The sequence below is a fragment of the Spirosoma koreense genome (assembly GCF_054777875.1).
In genome coordinates this window covers 1257499-1274686 of record NZ_BAAHAC010000022.1, presented here as the reverse complement: position 1 = coordinate 1274686, position 17188 = coordinate 1257499, and the positions used below count along the sequence as shown (strand labels likewise).

Annotated in this window: 13 protein-coding genes; 3 read left to right on the top strand and 10 right to left on the bottom strand. The window is 54.5% G+C overall.

Annotation, left to right across the window (positions count from 1 at the left end):
• The first annotated feature begins 22 nt into the window (after nucleotides 1-22).
• Nucleotides 23-544 carry a helix-hairpin-helix domain-containing protein gene (locus ACYVC2_RS18625; protein ID WP_461104460.1) on the top strand — a complete coding sequence of 174 codons (522 nt, stop codon included), beginning with the start codon at nucleotides 23-25 and terminating at the stop codon, nucleotides 542-544.
• A gap of 17 nt (nucleotides 545-561) precedes the next feature.
• Here the strand turns inward: ACYVC2_RS18625 and ACYVC2_RS18620 are convergent, their stop codons facing one another.
• The 9 genes from ACYVC2_RS18620 to ACYVC2_RS18580 form a co-directional block, all read right to left on the bottom strand.
• Nucleotides 562-1428 carry a DMT family transporter gene (locus ACYVC2_RS18620; RefSeq protein ID WP_461104458.1) on the bottom strand — a complete coding sequence of 289 codons (867 nt, stop codon included), beginning with the start codon at nucleotides 1426-1428 and terminating at the stop codon, nucleotides 562-564.
• A gap of 2 nt (nucleotides 1429-1430) precedes the next feature.
• The gene (locus ACYVC2_RS18615; RefSeq protein WP_461104456.1) at nucleotides 1431-1697 is read right to left on the bottom strand and encodes a DUF5615 family PIN-like protein; all 267 of its coding nucleotides are present in this window, start codon (nucleotides 1695-1697) and stop codon (nucleotides 1431-1433) included.
• Entirely contained in the window at nucleotides 1697-1939 is a 243-nt protein-coding gene (locus ACYVC2_RS18610) for a DUF433 domain-containing protein (protein ID WP_461104454.1), read from the bottom strand. Before ACYVC2_RS18610 ends, ACYVC2_RS18615 begins: the two co-directional genes overlap by 1 nt.
• 28 nt (nucleotides 1940-1967) lie before the next feature.
• Nucleotides 1968-4052, bottom strand: a complete 2085-nt coding sequence (gene nadE, locus ACYVC2_RS18605; protein WP_461104452.1) for an NAD(+) synthase — start codon at nucleotides 4050-4052, stop codon at nucleotides 1968-1970.
• A 212-nt stretch (nucleotides 4053-4264) separates the two neighbouring features.
• Complete coding sequence (locus tag ACYVC2_RS18600; RefSeq protein WP_461104450.1) at nucleotides 4265-6757, bottom strand: S9 family peptidase; 2493 nt, start codon at nucleotides 6755-6757, stop codon at nucleotides 4265-4267.
• Between the two features lie 79 nt (nucleotides 6758-6836).
• Nucleotides 6837-7316 (bottom strand): DUF4843 domain-containing protein, encoded by a 480-nt coding sequence (locus tag ACYVC2_RS18595; protein ID WP_461104448.1) that lies wholly within the window; start codon nucleotides 7314-7316, stop codon nucleotides 6837-6839.
• 34 nt (nucleotides 7317-7350) lie between these two features.
• On the bottom strand, nucleotides 7351-8802 hold the full coding sequence (locus ACYVC2_RS18590; RefSeq protein WP_461104446.1) for a RagB/SusD family nutrient uptake outer membrane protein: 1452 nt from the start codon (nucleotides 8800-8802) through the stop codon (nucleotides 7351-7353).
• Nucleotides 8803-8827: 25 nt separating this feature from the next.
• Nucleotides 8828-11968, bottom strand: a complete 3141-nt coding sequence (locus tag ACYVC2_RS18585; protein WP_461104444.1) for a SusC/RagA family TonB-linked outer membrane protein — start codon at nucleotides 11966-11968, stop codon at nucleotides 8828-8830.
• Between the two features lie 212 nt (nucleotides 11969-12180).
• Nucleotides 12181-13122 carry a phosphatase domain-containing protein gene (locus ACYVC2_RS18580; protein WP_461104442.1) on the bottom strand — a complete coding sequence of 314 codons (942 nt, stop codon included), beginning with the start codon at nucleotides 13120-13122 and terminating at the stop codon, nucleotides 12181-12183.
• A gap of 197 nt (nucleotides 13123-13319) precedes the next feature.
• Between ACYVC2_RS18580 and ACYVC2_RS18575 the strand changes: the two genes are divergently transcribed.
• Nucleotides 13320-14843, top strand: coding sequence for a right-handed parallel beta-helix repeat-containing protein (locus tag ACYVC2_RS18575; protein WP_461104440.1), 1524 nt, complete (start codon nucleotides 13320-13322; stop codon nucleotides 14841-14843).
• A gap of 99 nt (nucleotides 14844-14942) precedes the next feature.
• The gene (locus ACYVC2_RS18570) at nucleotides 14943-16271 is read left to right on the top strand and encodes a sensor histidine kinase (RefSeq protein WP_461104438.1); all 1329 of its coding nucleotides are present in this window, start codon (nucleotides 14943-14945) and stop codon (nucleotides 16269-16271) included.
• 49 nt (nucleotides 16272-16320) lie between these two features.
• Here the strand turns inward: ACYVC2_RS18570 and ACYVC2_RS18565 are convergent, their stop codons facing one another.
• Nucleotides 16321-17184, bottom strand: coding sequence for a sugar phosphate isomerase/epimerase family protein (locus ACYVC2_RS18565; protein WP_461104436.1), 864 nt, complete (start codon nucleotides 17182-17184; stop codon nucleotides 16321-16323).
• Nucleotides 17185-17188: the final 4 nt, after the last annotated feature.

Here is a 17188-nt window from a genome sequence, read left to right as displayed (position 1 = left end):
TGGACCAAGACTCAACGCTGCCATGACAAAGAAATCACCCATTAAAGGCGATAGAATGCCCGCTGATGACCATCAGCCAACGAAGGATGAATGGAGCGCGGAATCCGCAGGGCACGTGCTGACTGAAAATACGACCCTCGATGTCATCATTAGCCCGGTCGGCTACGTGACGGAACTGTCTGACACGGTCGACTCCATGGACGGAGCCCGAACGGAAGTTATCGACATCGTCAATGAAGCCGACGGAACGAACATCGAACTGACGATTATCGAGGAACCCAGCGACAAACCCGGGATCGACAGCGTAGACCGGTTTATCGAAATCAAAGGCATTGGTCCTAAAGTGGCCGAACTCCTGACCAAAGCGGGTATCCGACAATTTTCGCAGCTAGCTGAAACACCCGTTGAACAGATCCGGGAAATTCTCTCTGCAGCCGGAGCGCGCTACCGCATCTACGACCCGACTACCTGGCCACAGCAGGCCAAACAGCTCGCCGATGGTAAACCGATGGCGTTTACGGCACCCGAAGCAGGCCGTGCCTGAAAGAAAAGCTGGAGTGGCTAGGCAGATGCCCCTTTTCGTCCCAGATACAATCCGCCAATGACCAGCGCCGTACCAATGAGCGTATAAGTGGTGATGGGTTCTCCCATCAGTAGGTAGGAATAGGTAAAGCCAAAAACCGGACACAGATACAGCCACAACGACGCCCGGATCGGGTCTTGCCGGACAAGATAGAACCACAGTTGAAGCGCGGCTACCGACACCGGTATGATCAGCCAGAACAGCGACGCCCAGAACCGGAGGTCGTACTGCGACCCGCTGAAATCGGCGGTCAGGAGCGTAAACGGCAGCAACAGTACTCCACCGATGAATACCTGCCAGCCGTTGATGGCCAGATCGGGCAAGCGCCACTGAATGCTGGCGTAGTAGACGGTAGCGGCTGAGATCGAGATCATTCCGACCAGCAATATCAGGAGTCCTTCGACGGTGGCGTAACTGTTTTGCAGCAGCGGATACGTCGCTACGCCCACGCCCATCAGCCCGAGTGCCAGCCCGCCCATCTCGTTCCAGCGCGGTTTCCGGCGGAGCCACAGCGCCGACATCAGCGAAATAAAGAGCGGATTGGTAGCCGTCGACAAGCTGCCGATTCCTGCAGATACCTGTTTGAGGGCCAGTACAAAAGCCGCCAGGTAGATGGTGGTATTTAGCAACGCAAACAGGGTGAGCTGACGCCATTCGCTACCCTTCGGCCAGGCAGTCTGAGCCCGCTGAATGCCGTAGGCAAAGAGCAGCATACCACCGCCCGCAATAAAAAACCGGGTATTGGCCAGAATCAGTGGGTGAACGGACTGCACACCAAACTTTGTGGCGACCGAAGCCGAGGCCCACAGAGCCGCAAACAAAAGACCAGGGAGAAGTTGTTTCATGTTTATTCTCCCCGGATAATCCGCGTCTTATGTGCAGTCAGAACCGTGAAAGCATCGATCAGATTTTCTTTCTGGTCATTAAATAAAGCAAGAATCAGAACGGCTTTTTCGGCTGTCAATAACACAGCATTCGTGCGCACCGCTTTTGCAAGCACATTCTCATCAATTATTCCAAAATCGTCCTCTGCAATGGATAAAACGTCGAATCCATTGTCCCTGAGGTGATAGATAGTAGGAAAGTCAACGTTTTCATCAGCCAATATTTTCATCAGGCAGCTACATCATAATCATCAAGTTCATGATTAAGCGTGTAAGCTGCATATCGCAAACAGGCTAAGATTCCCTCACGGGTCAAATGCGGATAGGCTTCCAACAGATCATCAATCGTTTCGCCATAACTCATTCGGTCAACGATTAGCTCAACCGTAATACGCATTCCTTTGATTGTGGGTTTGCCCAACATGATGCGTGGGTCAGAAACAATGTAATCACGCCAGTGAATTTCGTTCATAGCTCTATCCATTTCAGCAAAGATACGCCTAAAACCCAATCTTGCCTTTTCGAGTGCTGGGCTTCTGTTCGGCCGCCCAGTCGCGCATTTCGGCCAGTTCTTTCTCGAAGCCACCCGACAGAATCGGAAAGCGCATCCACGAACGGGGATCCAGGTTGTGGTCGTCGAGGTGAAACGAGGGAGCGTAGCGTTCACGCTTCCACTGGTTGCGGCTCCAGAGTTTGAAGAATCGTTCGACCCAGACCAGCAGCCGGTCGCGGTCGTACTGGCCTGCGTACCGAACTTCGACCAGCTTAAGCACTTCAACCGGCGGCTGTTTGTCGCGGATGGCCGATTCTTCGATGGAGTTTAGCACATCGTACGGCATCAGGTCGTCTTCGTCGGTCTGTTTTTTGTCCAGCGGACGTAGCTCGGCCGTCGGTTGCAGGTTGTTTACCGCGTTTAGTCCTTTGACTTTAATAAGCTGGTCCGGAGCGGCCGAATCTATTACGGAACCCGTACGGTCGGCGGGGGTCGATTCGTTTTTCACGTTTAGGCCAACCGTTTCGAGCCAGCGCAACCATCCGCGCAGAAAATGTTTATCGATGCCGGTGATGGGCGAAATACTACCTGCTGTGTCGCCGTCCATGGTGGCATAACCTACGGCCGCTTCCGAGCGGTTCGACGTGCTGAGCAGGAGGGCATTGTTGAGGTTGGCCAGCATCCAGATACCCGGAGCCCGTACCCGGGCCTGAATGTTTTGCAGCGCCAGGTCGTCGGTTTCCCAGGAAAGTTGACGACCCAGTTGGGCTTCGATCAACCCGCGATAAGTATCCACCAGGCCATTGATATTGATATTCAGGAAGGTAGCGCCTATGTCGTCGGCCAGCGATTTGGCAGAATTGAATGTATCGTCCGACGAATTTTCCGTACCCTGATACATCACGGTCAGCAGTTTACCGATCATCTCTTCGGACGTCTGACAGGGCTGGAGTGCTTTGATGTAACTGAGCTTTTTCTTCACGCCATCGATGCCGATGTTTTCGACCGCCATCCGGATCATCAGAAAGACCAGTGCCGCAATGGCCGACGAGTCGGCGCCCCCACTCAACGACAGTACATAGCCCTGCGAGCGGCTTTTGCGCAGGTAATCGAACAGCCCCAGCGCCACGGCCCGCGCAAATTCTTCTTCTTTCAGGTAACCGCCCCGCTCCCACGCTTCGAGTTCCGCTTTCTGGATAACGGGCGCAATCTCGGGCCAGTCGAACCGGTCCGACACGCGCAGGTTCGGATACGCCAGCGCCAGATTCCCCCGGCTCTGGGTCTGATTGAGCCGCGTAGCTTCGATGTCTACAACCGCCGGCACAATCAGAAAATCTTCGTAGCTCAGGCGATCCCCGGATACCAGCAGTTCGCCGTTCGAAGCGACCATCGCATCACCGTCGTAGATCATTCGGCCCGCTTCGTTGCCCAGCATGTTGGCATACACATAACTAACTCCAAACGCCCGCGACGCATCGACCACGAACCGCTCACGCACCTGCGATTTGAGAAAGGCGAAGTGACTGGCCGTTGGATTCAGAATCACATCGATGCCCCGTTCGTAGAGGATGCGACCTGGCCGGTTGGCCACCCAGGCATCTTCGCAAATTTCGAAGCCAATCCGAACCCCCGACAGATCGAATACGATATCCCCAAACGGATAACTGAACTCACCGATCTTGATTTCATCCCGCACAAAGGGCGGCCAGGGTTGAAACCAGCGGGTTTCGTAATGAACGCCATTGTTGGCCATGTACTGCTTGGCCACGAAGCCCAGAATCCGCTTGTTGGCAATCAGGCAGGCGGTGTCGAAGGTGCGGTTATTGAAACGCAACGGCAACCCAACCGCCACGGCGATGTCGGCCGTATAGGGTACAATATCGAGCAGCGAGGCAATGGACTGGTCGATGGTGTTCTGGGCATAAAACGCATCTTCGCAGCCGTAACCCGATATACAAAGCTCGGTCAGACACAGCAGGCTGACATTTTGCCGCTGGGCTTCTTCGATGGCACTGATGATATTCTGTTTGTTATGTTCCCACGCTAACGGGGTCTGGTTCAGCACACCAGCGGCTACTTTGAGGAGTTTCATGTATGGCAATGGGTGAGCGAGCGAATGAGTACATCTATGAGTAACGTAACCTCATCGCTACGGTACGTATTGATTCCGTAAGAATAACAAATATGGGGTAAAAATAGATTTGCCGAATGCAGAGTTTAAATTCCTGAACGCCGGCCCATGAAAAAGCCGGACTGAGCAATGCCCAGTCCGGCTTGATAAGGATAAACCCAATAAACCCGGACTTACTTCTCGTTGGTCCCTCCGCCTACTTTGCCGGCTTTGTTGGCCGCCCCCGCAACGGCAGGATTTTTCACGTATTTATCCAGCCAGCCGTTCATTTCCCACAACATGTGCAGCAGCGACTCTTTGGCCGTATAGCCATGACTTTCGTACGGCAGGAAAACGAGTCGAGTAGTGGCGCCAAAGCCTTTCAGCGCATTGTAATAGCGCTCCGACTGGATCGGGAACGTACCGGTATTGTTGTCGGCTTCGCCATGCACCAGCAGCAGGGGCGTCTTCATCTTGTCGGCATTCATAAACGGCGACATGTTGTTGTACACCTCGGGAGCCTGCCAGTAGCTGCGTTGCTCGTTCTGGAAACCAAACGGCGTCAGCGTCCGGTTGTAGGCCCCACTGCGGGCAATTCCCCCTTTGAATAATTTACTGTGCGACAGTAGGTTGGCCGTCATGAAAGCACCATACGAGTGACCACCAACGCCAACACGGCTCGAATCGACGACGCCCAGCCGAACCCCTTCGTCAATAGCCGCTTTAGCACTCGACACCAGTTGCTCCACATACGTATCATTCGGTTCTTTATCGCCCTCGCCCACGATGGGAATGCTGGCATTGTCCAGAATGGCATAACCCATCGTCACGAACGCGGCACCACCCCAGTAGCTGATCCGGTTGAACTGATACGGCGAGCCAGACACCTGGCTGGCAGCTTCCTTGCTCTTGAACTCGGCCGGGTAAGCCCACAGAAACGTCGGTAGTGGCCCCTGTTCTTTTTTATAGCCAACGGGCAGATACAGCGTAGCAGTCAGTTCGACACCATCGGCCCGCTTGTAACGGAGTTGCTGCTTCTGGATTCCCTTCAGCTGTGGATACGGATGCGGGAAGAACGTTGCCTGCATGGGCGCAATGCGCGCTTTCAGGTTGCGAACGAAATAATTCGGGTTTTCGTCGGGCGTTTCGCGGGTGGTCAGAATGACCTGCTTCGTGGCGTCCAGAACGGCAATGGGTCGCTCGAAATACGGAGCTGCCGACCGCCAGAGCTCGCGCGTCTGTTTGGTTTTCAGATTGAGCAGACTCACAAACGGCCGGTCGCCCTCGGGCGATGAACCCACGGCGTTTAGCATCAGGATTTCGCCGGAGGGCAGCAGGTTCAGCACCTCACGTCCGTACTGGTTATGCTTCGTATCGGGCTGACCCGGATTCGTATACCGATCCTCATACGACCGATCGAAGAGGACCGCGGTTTGCCAGTTGGCTGGATTGACCGTTTTGGTGATCGTTTTCCGGTTTTGCCACCACCGTTCCGTCGCCAGCGCCATCGACTCGTTTCCCCAGTCGAAGTTCTCGAACCGGAACTGAGCGGCATAGATCTCTTTCGGCTGAGCGGAGAACGGCGCTTCGATCATATAGACTTTGTCCCGAACATCTGCCTTTACTTTGGGATCACCTTTGTCCTGAGCCACCGTGTAATACACCGACGCGGGCGCATCAGCCCGCCAGTTGAAGTCGCGCGGACCCGTTGGAGCGCCATCGCGGCTGTAGGGAACGGCTTCCTGCAAAGGCCCATCGTTGAGCGTCTTTACCAGCGCTCCGCCAACGGCATAAATTTCCGTTTTGAGCGGAAATCGATTGACCGGCACCAGGTAGGAGAACGGCGTATGAACCGTCTCGATCAGTACGTACTGACCATCTGGCGACGGATCGGCGGACAGGATGATCCCCGGCTGGCCAATGCTGGTAGCCGCCCCATCCAGACCGATCCGAACGACCTGCGCCGTGGTGTAATACGCAAACTGTTTCTCGTCGGACGGGTTTTTGAGCAGATCCTGATACGTCGGAGCCTGACCACGTGTCCCTTTCACATTTTCCTGCGTGGTCGGACCTACGGGAACCCGGCTGATCTCGGGTGCAGGCCCGCGACCGGCTGGGATCGCCTTCACAATCAGGCCTTTGCTGTCGGATAACCACCGATACGGCACACCCAGGGTTGCGTTGAGCGCCAGCGAACCAATCTTTTTGGCCGATGCCGTAGCGACATCAGCCATGTACAGATCAATCCGGCTATCGGTCGAATTGGCGAACGCGATTTTCGTTCCATCCGGCGACCACTGGATAAAGCTGAGCAACGGCGTCGTAGGTAACCCCCCAATCGCTTTTTCGTCTTTATCGGTCAGCTTTTTGAGCTTCAGCCCCGTTACATAGCGTGCCCGGCTGGGTCCATTGTTGGCCGGGTTCAGGCGCAGACCGGCCAGTTTGAACTCAGGCTGGGCCAGTTCGGCGATGCCTGGCGCGGCTGCCTGTTCGAGAATGAGCATCATATCGCCCTTGTCCGACATGCTGACAGTGGGCGTGAGGGGAGCGGTTACCAGATCGGCCAGCGCTTTGGGTGGCGTCTGATACGTCGGTGCCTCCTGTGTGTAGCCGGCAAACGAAAACGTAAGCCCGGAAATCAGCAAAAGCCAGCGGCTCTGGCGGACAATCGTTCGGTTGAGAAGCATAATTGAGCGGTTGTTAGGGTGTTGTGTATCGCGGACTTGAGTCCACAGTTTTGGCGCGGACCCAAGTCCGCGGTACGAACTAGAATGAAATCCGATAGCCTACTTTCTTATAATTTTCATTGGGCATAATGTCCGAGCCATTGCCTTCCAGCGTCAGCACCAAATCTACGGTTTTGGTCGTCCCCGCGGGTGCCGTCCCGTTCAAAATATCGACCGCACAGGTACCAATGCTGGCTTTTGCCGGAATCGTAAAGGTACCGCCTTTCAGGTTGTAATGGACGCCCTCTACCGCCGTCGTGTTGTCTTTATCGACCGAAAACCGGATCACTTCGTCGTTATTGCGCTGGGCCCCTACCAGATTGACCTGCGTCGTCTGGCTGCCCGCCCCGTTTTTAATCGGAAGCAGGGGATACGTTTTTCCGACAGCGAGTGAGGTGATTACCGTCGCCTGAAATTCGACGACCGTTTTTTTGTTAAACAGAAAATCGTTTTCCTTGAAGCAGGAAGTTTGGGTGAACAGCACAAAGCCGATCAGCACGAAACGCAGCAGTATTTTCATAGTAATGACGAGTTTTTTGTACCGGGCCGATGGCTCAATAGTTATAATTTTGCTTCAGGTTCGGGTTGTTGTTGATCTCGGCGATGGGAATTCGCGCCAGCACGCGATAATCCGTGAACGGTAGGTTCGAAGGTGCTTTGACGATATCGCGACCCAGCCGCTTCAGATCCCAAAACCGGTGGCCTTCGAAGGCAAATTCCAGCCGACGCTGCCGGATGATTTCGTTCAGCAACCCATCGCTGGTCAGGCCCGTTTTTTCGGGTAAGCCCGCCCGCGTCCGGATCGTGTTCAGATCTTTGAGCGCTTCGGTGGTTTTCCCCAGATTATAATAGGCTTCGGCCCGGTTCAGGTACATCTCCGAAATCCGGATGACGGGTACGTTGTCGAGGTTGATGGTTCCGTTTTTACCCAGAAACTTCGTCGTTTCAACGTTCTGCGCCCCGCGGCCTTTCGTGCCCAGTTCATACAACTGCCGACGGATATCCAGCACCGCCCCCGACGCATCTTTCTCCAATTCGAGATCAGCCAGGAGCGAAGCGGTCGGTACGGCATCGCCAAAACCGCCGGTCGTGGCCGTATTCCCCAGCGTTACGAGCGTCGTGAAGGTTGTTTGCAGCGAGGTATTGACGCCAATGTTTTCGCTCGTCTGAAAGTTGATCTCAAACATCGATTCCGGGTTGACGGCGGACCGGAAACCGGCTACGTAACTGGCTTTGGGCTGAAAGCTGCCCACCCCCGAAGCCAGCGCACTGGTTGCCAGATCGGCCGCTTCCTGATATTTCCCGGCGTAAAGCGCTACCCGCGAATACAGCGCCTGAGCCGCACCCTGGGTTGCGTAGACCGGTCCCCGCGTTTTTGCGGTTGCGCTCAGCTTGTCGATAGCGGTCGTCAGATCGGCGAAGATCTGCTTGTAGACGTCGTCGATGCTCGGTCGGGTCGGCAGTGTCACCTGGGGAAGTGTCAGTACACCCGTTAAGATCAGCGGAACCCCGCCCCGGTTGTATTCATTAACAATGGCTGTCGGCATATACGCATACGACTTCATCAGATCGAAGTACATCAGCGCCCGCAGGAACAGGCACTGGCCCTGATACGAATTGCGGAGCGCATCCGTGAGCGTCACTTTGGGCAGTGCCTCCAGAATCAGGTTGGCCTGATTGATCCCGTAGTAATCCTGCGTCCAGTTGATCAGATGCGACCCCGGCTGGTTCTGAAATTCAGGGACGAGACGGCTTGAGTTGCCGGTAGCCCGGGCATTGTCGGACAGTACTTCCGGTAAGGCAATCAGGTCGCGGCCGTACAGGTCGGTACTTTGCAGCGCATCGTACACGGCGTTTACGGCGGCACTGATGGCTTCCGGCGTGGTAAGCGCCGTGGCGGAATCGATGGATGTTCTGGGTTTTACGTCGATCAAACTGCTGCAGGCAAAGAGTCCACCTGTCAACAAAACCGTGGAAAGCACCCGGCTAAATGAGTATAGTTTCATAATCTGAATGACAAAAGAGATAGAGTTAGAATCCGACTTCGATTCCAAAGGTGTACGTCTTGGACTGTGGAATAGCACCGGTATTTCCAGACCCCAGGTTGAGGAATTCCGGATCGTAGCCTGTCCACTTCGTCCAGGTCAGCAGGTTCGTCGCCACCCCATACAGGCGAACACTCTGAATCAGCTTGGTACGGTTCAGCAGTTCTTTCGGGAACGAATACGCCAGTTGTACCTGCTTCAGGCGGACGTAAGAAGCATCTTCGATGGTCCGGCTGGTACTGGACACGTATGAAGAGCCCAGCACCTCGGCACCCCCGTTGTACGGACGCGGTACGTCGGTGATCTGACCCGGTGTCAGCCAGCGGCTTTCATAGGTAGACAGCAGGGTGTTCACGTTCCGGGTTCCATCGTCGATGAGCGACAGGCCCTGCGAGTTGTTGGCGCGTCGGCCGAACTCGTACTGAAAAAACACCGTCAGTTCCAGCCCTTTGTAGGAAACCTGATTGCGGAAACCACCGTAAATGTTCGCAAAGTCGGAGCCGGCATATTTCGAGTCACGCGGGGTCTGGTAAGTGTATGTAATGTTTCCATTCTGGTCGTACCACATAGCCCGGCCTGTGGCTGGGTTTACACCCGCATAGATCGGAACGTAGTTGGCATAAACGGGTTTGCCGATGATGAAGTTACGCGTAACGGTCGTGGGCGTAAGGCCTGAACTGGCCACCTGTACGGGCGAAGCCAGCAGAACAAGGCTGTCGACGTTGGCCTGGGGCGATATGCCGTCGTAGAGCTTCGTGACCTTATTGTTGATGACTGAGAAGTTGAAACTGCTTTCCCAGCGCAGGGCTGAGGTCTTCAATACGTCGACGCTTATCTCGGTTTCGAAACCGCGGTTCTTCAACTGACCCGCATTGAACGTAATGGTCGTATATCCACTGGTGTTGGGCACTTGCCGCTGCAATAGCAGGTCGTTGCTGGTCCGCTCATAGACGTCGAACTGCCCCCGAATCCGGTTGTTCCACAAACCGTATTCCAGCCCAGCCGCCAGCTCGGTATTCCGCTCCCATTTCAGATCGGGATTGGCCAGGGTAGCCGCATAGATACCGCTCGTCGCATTATAGCTGGCTCCACCATTGTACAGACCACGGGAATCGAAATTGCCGATCTGATCGTTACCGGTCGATCCGTAGCTGGCCCGTACTTTCAGTTCTGTCAACACCGGATTTCCCTTCAGGAAAGGCTCGTCCGAAATCAGCCAGCTGGCCGAAACAGAAGGGAAGAAGCCAAACAGATTGTTGGCACCAAAGCGGGACGACCCATCGTAGCGACCAATCAGCGACAGAAAATAGCGGCTGTTGTAGTTATAATCGACTTTACCGAAGACCGACGCCCGGCGATACCCGGTCCAGAAACTCGACATGTTCGTATAAACGGCAGCCGCCGAAATATACTGGAAGTCGGGCGTTGGAAACCCGGTAGCCGTGCCGCTGCTGGCATTCCGCGAATCACTCCGATACTCGACCCCAGCCAGGGCGTTGATCGAATGTTCGCCAAACTGACGGCCGTAGGTCAGGGTGGCATTGGTCAGGAAGTTTACGTTCTCGTCGTTCTGAAACGAGTCTCTGCCCTGCACACTATACGCATCCTGAATGCGGGGATCGGCGTAATAGTTGCCCCGAATGAGCCGATAATCGAGGTTGACCGTCGGGCGGAACGTGAGCTGAGGAGTAATTCGATACGTGAGCGCCATCGTACCGACCATCTGATTCGTGACAGCCGTAATCTTGGCATAATTGGCCGACATAATGAAATTATGACTCAAAACCCCCACCGCATTGCCCGTCGCCGGGGTGTTGGCATACGAGCCGTCCGGATTGTAGATGGCATTGGATGGTACCATCAGCGGGCCGCCGAACGCAGCCGATCCCAAAAACCCCCCGCCATTGGGCGACGCATACTGACCACCCTGCGTAGTCGTGCTGAGATTCAAAGACTCCTCGAAATGCAGTTTGTCTGAAAGTTTCTGCCCCAGGCGTAAGCTGGACGTAAAGCGTTTGAAATTGACGGCGATAACATTGGCATCCTGCGTGTTATACGAAGACGACCAGTGAAAGGTATTCCGTTCACTCCCGCCCGACATCGAAATTTCGTAATTCTGCACCCGGCCATTGCGCATGGCCTCCCGCTGCCAGTCGTAGGTTTTCAGCGTGTCGGCAATCGCCTGTAACTGGCTTTCGTTAAGCGCATTCAGGGTTGCGGTCGGATACCGGAGAATTCCCAGTACCTGCCGAAGCGCCCACGCTCTGGATTCGGCTGGAGTTGCATTCTGAAAAGCCTCCGTGCGCATGTTCACCCACTGCTGCGAATTGAGTACGTCGAAATATTTGATCGGCTCAACGATTCCCTGGTAGTGATTGAAGCGGATTTGCGTCCGGCCCGCTTTGCCTTTCTTGGTGGAGATAATGACAACCCCATTGGCCGCCTGCGAACCATAGATCGACGCAGCCGCAGCATCTTTCAGGACTTCGATCGACTCGACGTCGTTGGGATTCAGAAAGTTAAGCGGATTGGAACTGGCGTTGCTGTTGGTATTCTGGGTATTGAGCTGTACACCATCGACAATATAAAGCGGTTCGTTGCCCGCCGTAATCGAGCCGACGCCCCGGATGCGCACCTGCATGGCGCCACCGGGAGCCCCGTTGGCCGAGGAAATCTGCACCCCCGCAATCCGCCCCTGCATGGCCCGGTCGATACTTTGCGCCGGCAGGTTCTGGATTTCAGCACCCTTGATTTTCGAGACGGCTCCGGTCACTTCCCGCTTGCTGAGCACCCCACCGTAACCCGTTACGATTACTTCTTCCAGGTCGCTGTTGGTGCTTTGCAACTGAACCGTAATGGTGCTGCGGTTGCCCACTTCAACTTCCTGTCGCGCAAAGCCAATGGACGAAACAACCAGCGTAGCCTTGCCCGTCATGGCGATACTGAAATTACCATTTGCATCGGTGGTAGTGCCACGCGTGGTGCCTTTCAGCGTGATGCTGGCACCGGGCAACGAGCCGCCATCGTCGCTGGACGTCACCTTTCCGGTGAGTGTACGCTCCTGAGCAAACGAAAAACTCGCCAGACCCAGCAGCAAGAATAGGTTAAATAGTAGTTTTCTGTTCATCGTTGATGAATTGTTGATGGTAACCCTTAAAATTACGGCCCATCAGCAGATCAACAAAATTTTATTTTTATAATTTTAATTTATTCAATTTTATATTTTTAATAACGATTCATTTTAAATATAATAATGATATTTAATTGTATTAAATTTGGATTAACGCAATCCATACGGCTGGTAGGTTTCTCTAAAATTCATACCAGCGACAAGCCCACTTAAAAATCGCCGTAATCGACCTGAAGGCAGGTCAGTCCCAGCGCCCGACGCCACATGTCTACGACCTGCTGCCGATCGTCGATAACAAATTCGACGAAGTACCGCCCGACAATGTGCTCTTCGAACAGTTCTTTTTTAATGATGGCATCTTTGCGTTGATCGTTTTGGGAGCGCATGAACAGGCTATAGTCCGTCGACTGCCAACCAAAATACTGCTCCAGCCAGGCCGAGGTCTCCGACCGGCAGACAGCATCCCGTCCCGAAAAAAACACCACCCGATAGCCTGAAGAGCGAAGCGACTGCACCAGCCGGATAATCGGCCACTTGGGGCTGTCGATTCCTACCCGCTGCCAGTCGTAGGGTGAGCGATCGCCTTTGATGGCTACCGTGCCATCGATGTCGACCAGTACACATCGGGGTAGTGAGTCGTCCTGCTGCCGCTGAAAAGCCGGATGGCGCGTCAGTACTTCGGTTTGAAACGAAAATTTTCCTTTCAGGCTGGTCAGTTGATCGGCCTGCCGCCGGATGACAGCCTCCCCCACCGAATCATCGCGGTACTTGTCTCGCCAGATGCACTCTTCTATCGGGGTATCGAGTAGTCGATATTGAATCTCTACCGCATCGAAATGGGTGGTCAAGATCCGCCGGAACGCGTTGATGTAGCTTAGTTTCAGATTGGTGTTATCGATCAGCACGTGCCAGCCCCGGTTCAGCGCTTCCAGCAATGCCGTCGTCTGTAACTCGTTGACAATCGTCTCGATCCGATTCCGCTTGGGCTCCGGCCAGGTGCCGTAATACTCGGCCAGGGATACGGTCAGCAGGCTTCGCCGGAGATCGTCGCGGTTCACCCGGAGCCAGTTTGGGTTTTCGGCGCAAAAGCGTTGGGCAAAGGTCGACTTACCACTGCCGCTCAGGCCGGTCAATACAATGACTTTCTTCATGATTCATTTGCCGGCAAGGTGCTGCTGAAAGTCGGCTGCTTACCATTTGGACGATACCACTCATCAAATTGAGTTCACTTTTCAAGCCTCTCAACCGGCAGTTCATACGGCGCTTTTTACGTTTCATCGCGTTCGTCGCTCCAGTCCGGAGGGCCTGACAATACCTTTGATCGGTTAAACAACAAATCCTCTTTTTCATGCAATCGACACCATTCCTTTCCGCCAGCCTTGCCATTTACCCTACTATTACTCCAACCGCGCTCAAACGGTTATTTATTTGGATGACGGCCAGCCTGTTTCTACTGACCAGTTGTAAGAAAGAAAACGAAGTCAACCCAGTCGGAGCGGTAACGGCCAGCGCGGGTCCTGATCAGTCGGTACAGGTCGGGCAGACGGTCAGCCTGGATGGATCGGCCTCGAAAGACAGCCAGAATAAGCCCCTCTCCTACCAGTGGAATCTGGTACGCAAGCCCGCCAAAAGCACCGCCACGCTCACCGAACCAACGTCGTTTAAGCCCACCTTCAAACCCGACGAAGTAGGCGAATACGAACTGGAACTGACGGTATCGAGCGTATCCGGAAAAAGTACGGATAAGGTTTTGATTACGGCATCGGCTGCCGAACCGCTGGTCATCAATGCAAATATCACCGTCAAAACCACCCTCATCGACCGAATAGCCAATCCCGAGCTGCCCGATTATATCGTCACCAAAAGCATCGATGTCAATCATGAGCTGACCATCAATCCGGGTGTAGTCATTGCCTTCGAGCGCGACGTTCGCCTGAACGTCAACGACGGCGGTGGACTGCTGATTGCCAAAGGTACCGCCGATCAGAAAATCAAATTCGTGGGCGTTCAGAAAACGAAAGGGTACTGGGTCGGCATGGCGCTGTATTCGGGCAGCAACGCCAATACCATGGAGTACGTAGAGGTGATGCACGCTGGTAGCCGGACGCTCTACAGTACCACCAAAGCGGCCCTGTTTTTGTCGGGCGGCAGCAAAGCGCAGATTGGTCTAAAAAACTGCCTTTTCTCGCAGAATGACGGCTATGGCATCTATGTCTACGATGGGGGCATTCTCCGCGAGTTTGCTCAGAACGCATTCACCGGCAATAGCGATTCGGGCATTTTGCTCGATGCGGCCAACGTAGCGAAGCTCGACGCAGCCTCGACGTTTACCGGCGGCAACGGCCGCAACGTGGTCGAAGTCACACAGTCGGGCATCAAAGGAAACGCAGAAGTGGTCTGGCCGGGTTTTGCGGACAAAACCCCTTACCGGCTCAACGGTGATTTCACGGTCGATGCAGGCTGGAAAATCAATCCCGGCGTTACGATCGAGATGAACCGGGATGCCGTGATCCGAATCAATACGGGCGGCTACCTGTCGGCCAAAGGCACCGCCGACCAGAAAATAGTCTTTACCGGTGTCGATCGCACGACGCCCTCCTGGAAAGGCATTATCTGCTACTCGCAGGACGCCAAAAACGCCCTGGAAAATGCCGAGGTCAGCAATGGCGGCAGCGTCGCGATTGTATCGGGTAAGAAAGCCAACATCGCTATTTACGGAACCAAAGCCGTTCTGTCGATCAAAAATACGCGCATCAGCGGCAGCGGTGGCTACGGGGTCTTCGTGGCCTACGGCGCGTCGGCCAACACCGACCTGACAACGGCCAACACGTTTGAGGCTAATGCCCAGACAAACGTACTGCTCGAAAAATAGCCGGTCTTAAGCCTATCCTGATAATGCTCTGGGAACGTTGCTTCGCCAGAGCATTACCGCTTCAGTATTGTCATTAATGACTATCCAGACTATCTACGCATGACTTTTCAGATTTGGGGAGCGGTTTTTATCGGGATGGTCCTGTCGATCATGCTGCTGAACGTGGTGCAGTGGATCACGTATCGGGATCGTAGCTACGGTCTCTATACGCTCTACATGCTGGCCTGGCTCTTCTATTTTGGCATGCGTGTCTACGTATTTCGGGACTGGTTCTCGACAGAAACCAACTACTTTGTTCGGGCGGTGGCCCCCATGGGAGCCTATTATGTTTATTTCGACTTTGCCGACGATATTCTGTATCTGCGCCGACGGCTACCGGATTTTTACCGACAGTTGCAGTGGGTCAAAGTCGGGATTGTCATTTATGTCGTCGGCCAGTTCATGCTTTGCTACGTACGCTGGCTATGGTCGCCCGGCGTGTACGAGACCACGTTCATCACTATGCGGCTTGCCATGGCCGTTCTGGGTATATACGGCATTCGGCAAATGCTTTCACTGGGCGATACCGTCTCGCGCTATTATGCCGTTGGCACGGCTTTTTTGCTGACGGGCGGGCTGACGTCGATGTTTCTGTCGCTGAGCTGGGGAAATGAAGACTGGTCGGGATCGTTCTGGGGTATATCGCTGACGTACATGCAGATTGGCATCATTGCCGAACTAGTGTGTTTCTCGCTCGGGCTGGGATACCGGCAGCGGCAGGCGGCCGTTCGGAGCGCCGTGATGGAACGTGAACTAACGCACGAACGCGAAAAACTCCACCGCAATCAGTTAGAAGCCGAACTGGCCATGCAACGGCTGGAACAGGAAAAAAATGAAGTACACATCCGGGCGTTGCAGGCGCAGGTAAATCCGCATTTTCTGTTCAACAGCCTGAACTCGCTCAGCGCGCTGATCGACGATGATGCGCAGCGAGCCGGGGTTTTTCTGGATGAATTAAGCTCAGTATACCGGTATCTGCTGCGGGCCAACGACCAGTCGCTGACGACCCTCGCCGACGAACTGGCGTTTATCCGCTCGTACAGCCACCTGCTGCAAACCCGACACGGCGAAGCGCTGCAGGTAATCTGCCAGGTGACGCCTTCGCTGATGAACCGAAAGCTGCCTCCGCTGACCCTGCAACTACTGGTTGAAAATGCCGTCAAGCACAACGTCATTCTGGCCAGCCGCCCCCTGACCATTGCCATCACGACCAATGAAGACGAGCAGCTTCAGGTCCGCAATAATGTACAGCGAAAAAGTGTGCGCGTCGCGTCCAACGGCGTAGGACTGGCTAATATATGGTCGAAATACCAGATACTGAGCCAGCCACCTCCAACTCTTTACGAAGACAACGAGCAATTTATCATCACCCTGCCCCTGATCAATTAACGGTATCGCCCGGTATCGCGGACTTGAGTCCGCGATACCGGGCGATACATCAGGAATATTTTGCCTGCATGGCTTTAATGAACCGAAAACCATTCTCGGCAATGTCCCAGGGGTCGTTGTATTCGCGCCAGACATTGATCGAGTTGGCAAAATCAACGTCGTTCCGCGTAAAGGCCTCGATGGTCATCCAGCCGGTATAATTGATTTCGGCCAGGGTTCGGAACGTGTCGTCCCAGGGAATATGCCCATCGCCGGGCGTGCCGCGGTCGTTTTCACTGATGTGCACGTGGGCCAGCACCGGCGCAATGGTCCGGATGGCGTCCGGAAATCGTTTTTCTTCCAGGTTGGCGTGGTGCGTATCGAACATAGCCCGTACGTTCGGGTGATCCGTCTGCTGCACCAGTCGGGCTAGTTGCGCCATCGTGTTGCACAGGTAGCACTCAAAGCGGTTGATTGCTTCGGGCGTCAGTACGATACCGGCCTGTTTGGCATAATCGCCGGCGGCATGAAGCACTTCAGCGCTTCGCGCGTATTCGTCGGGCTGAGGTTCCTGACGCGAGAAGGTCGCAAAGGCGGAATGAAATGGCCCACAAATGACCGTTGCTCCCATCGCGTGCGCCCGATCGATGGCTCCTTTCAGCCGGGTCAGTCCCTGCTCACGAACGCTGGCCGAATCGCTGGCGGGGTTTTCGTCCGGGCTCATCACCATCACGCAGGTGCTCTGCAAACCCAACTCCCGCAGGTGGCTACCGAATTGCGCGTAGGTCGAAACGTCCTGATAATCGATAAAACATTCGATACCGTCGTAACCGATTTTCCTGAGCCGCTCCGTCATCGGATGCATTTTTTCAGAAATGGGCGCCGACCAGGCCAATAAATTAAAACCAACAGGTGACGATTGTAAATTGGGCATGAGG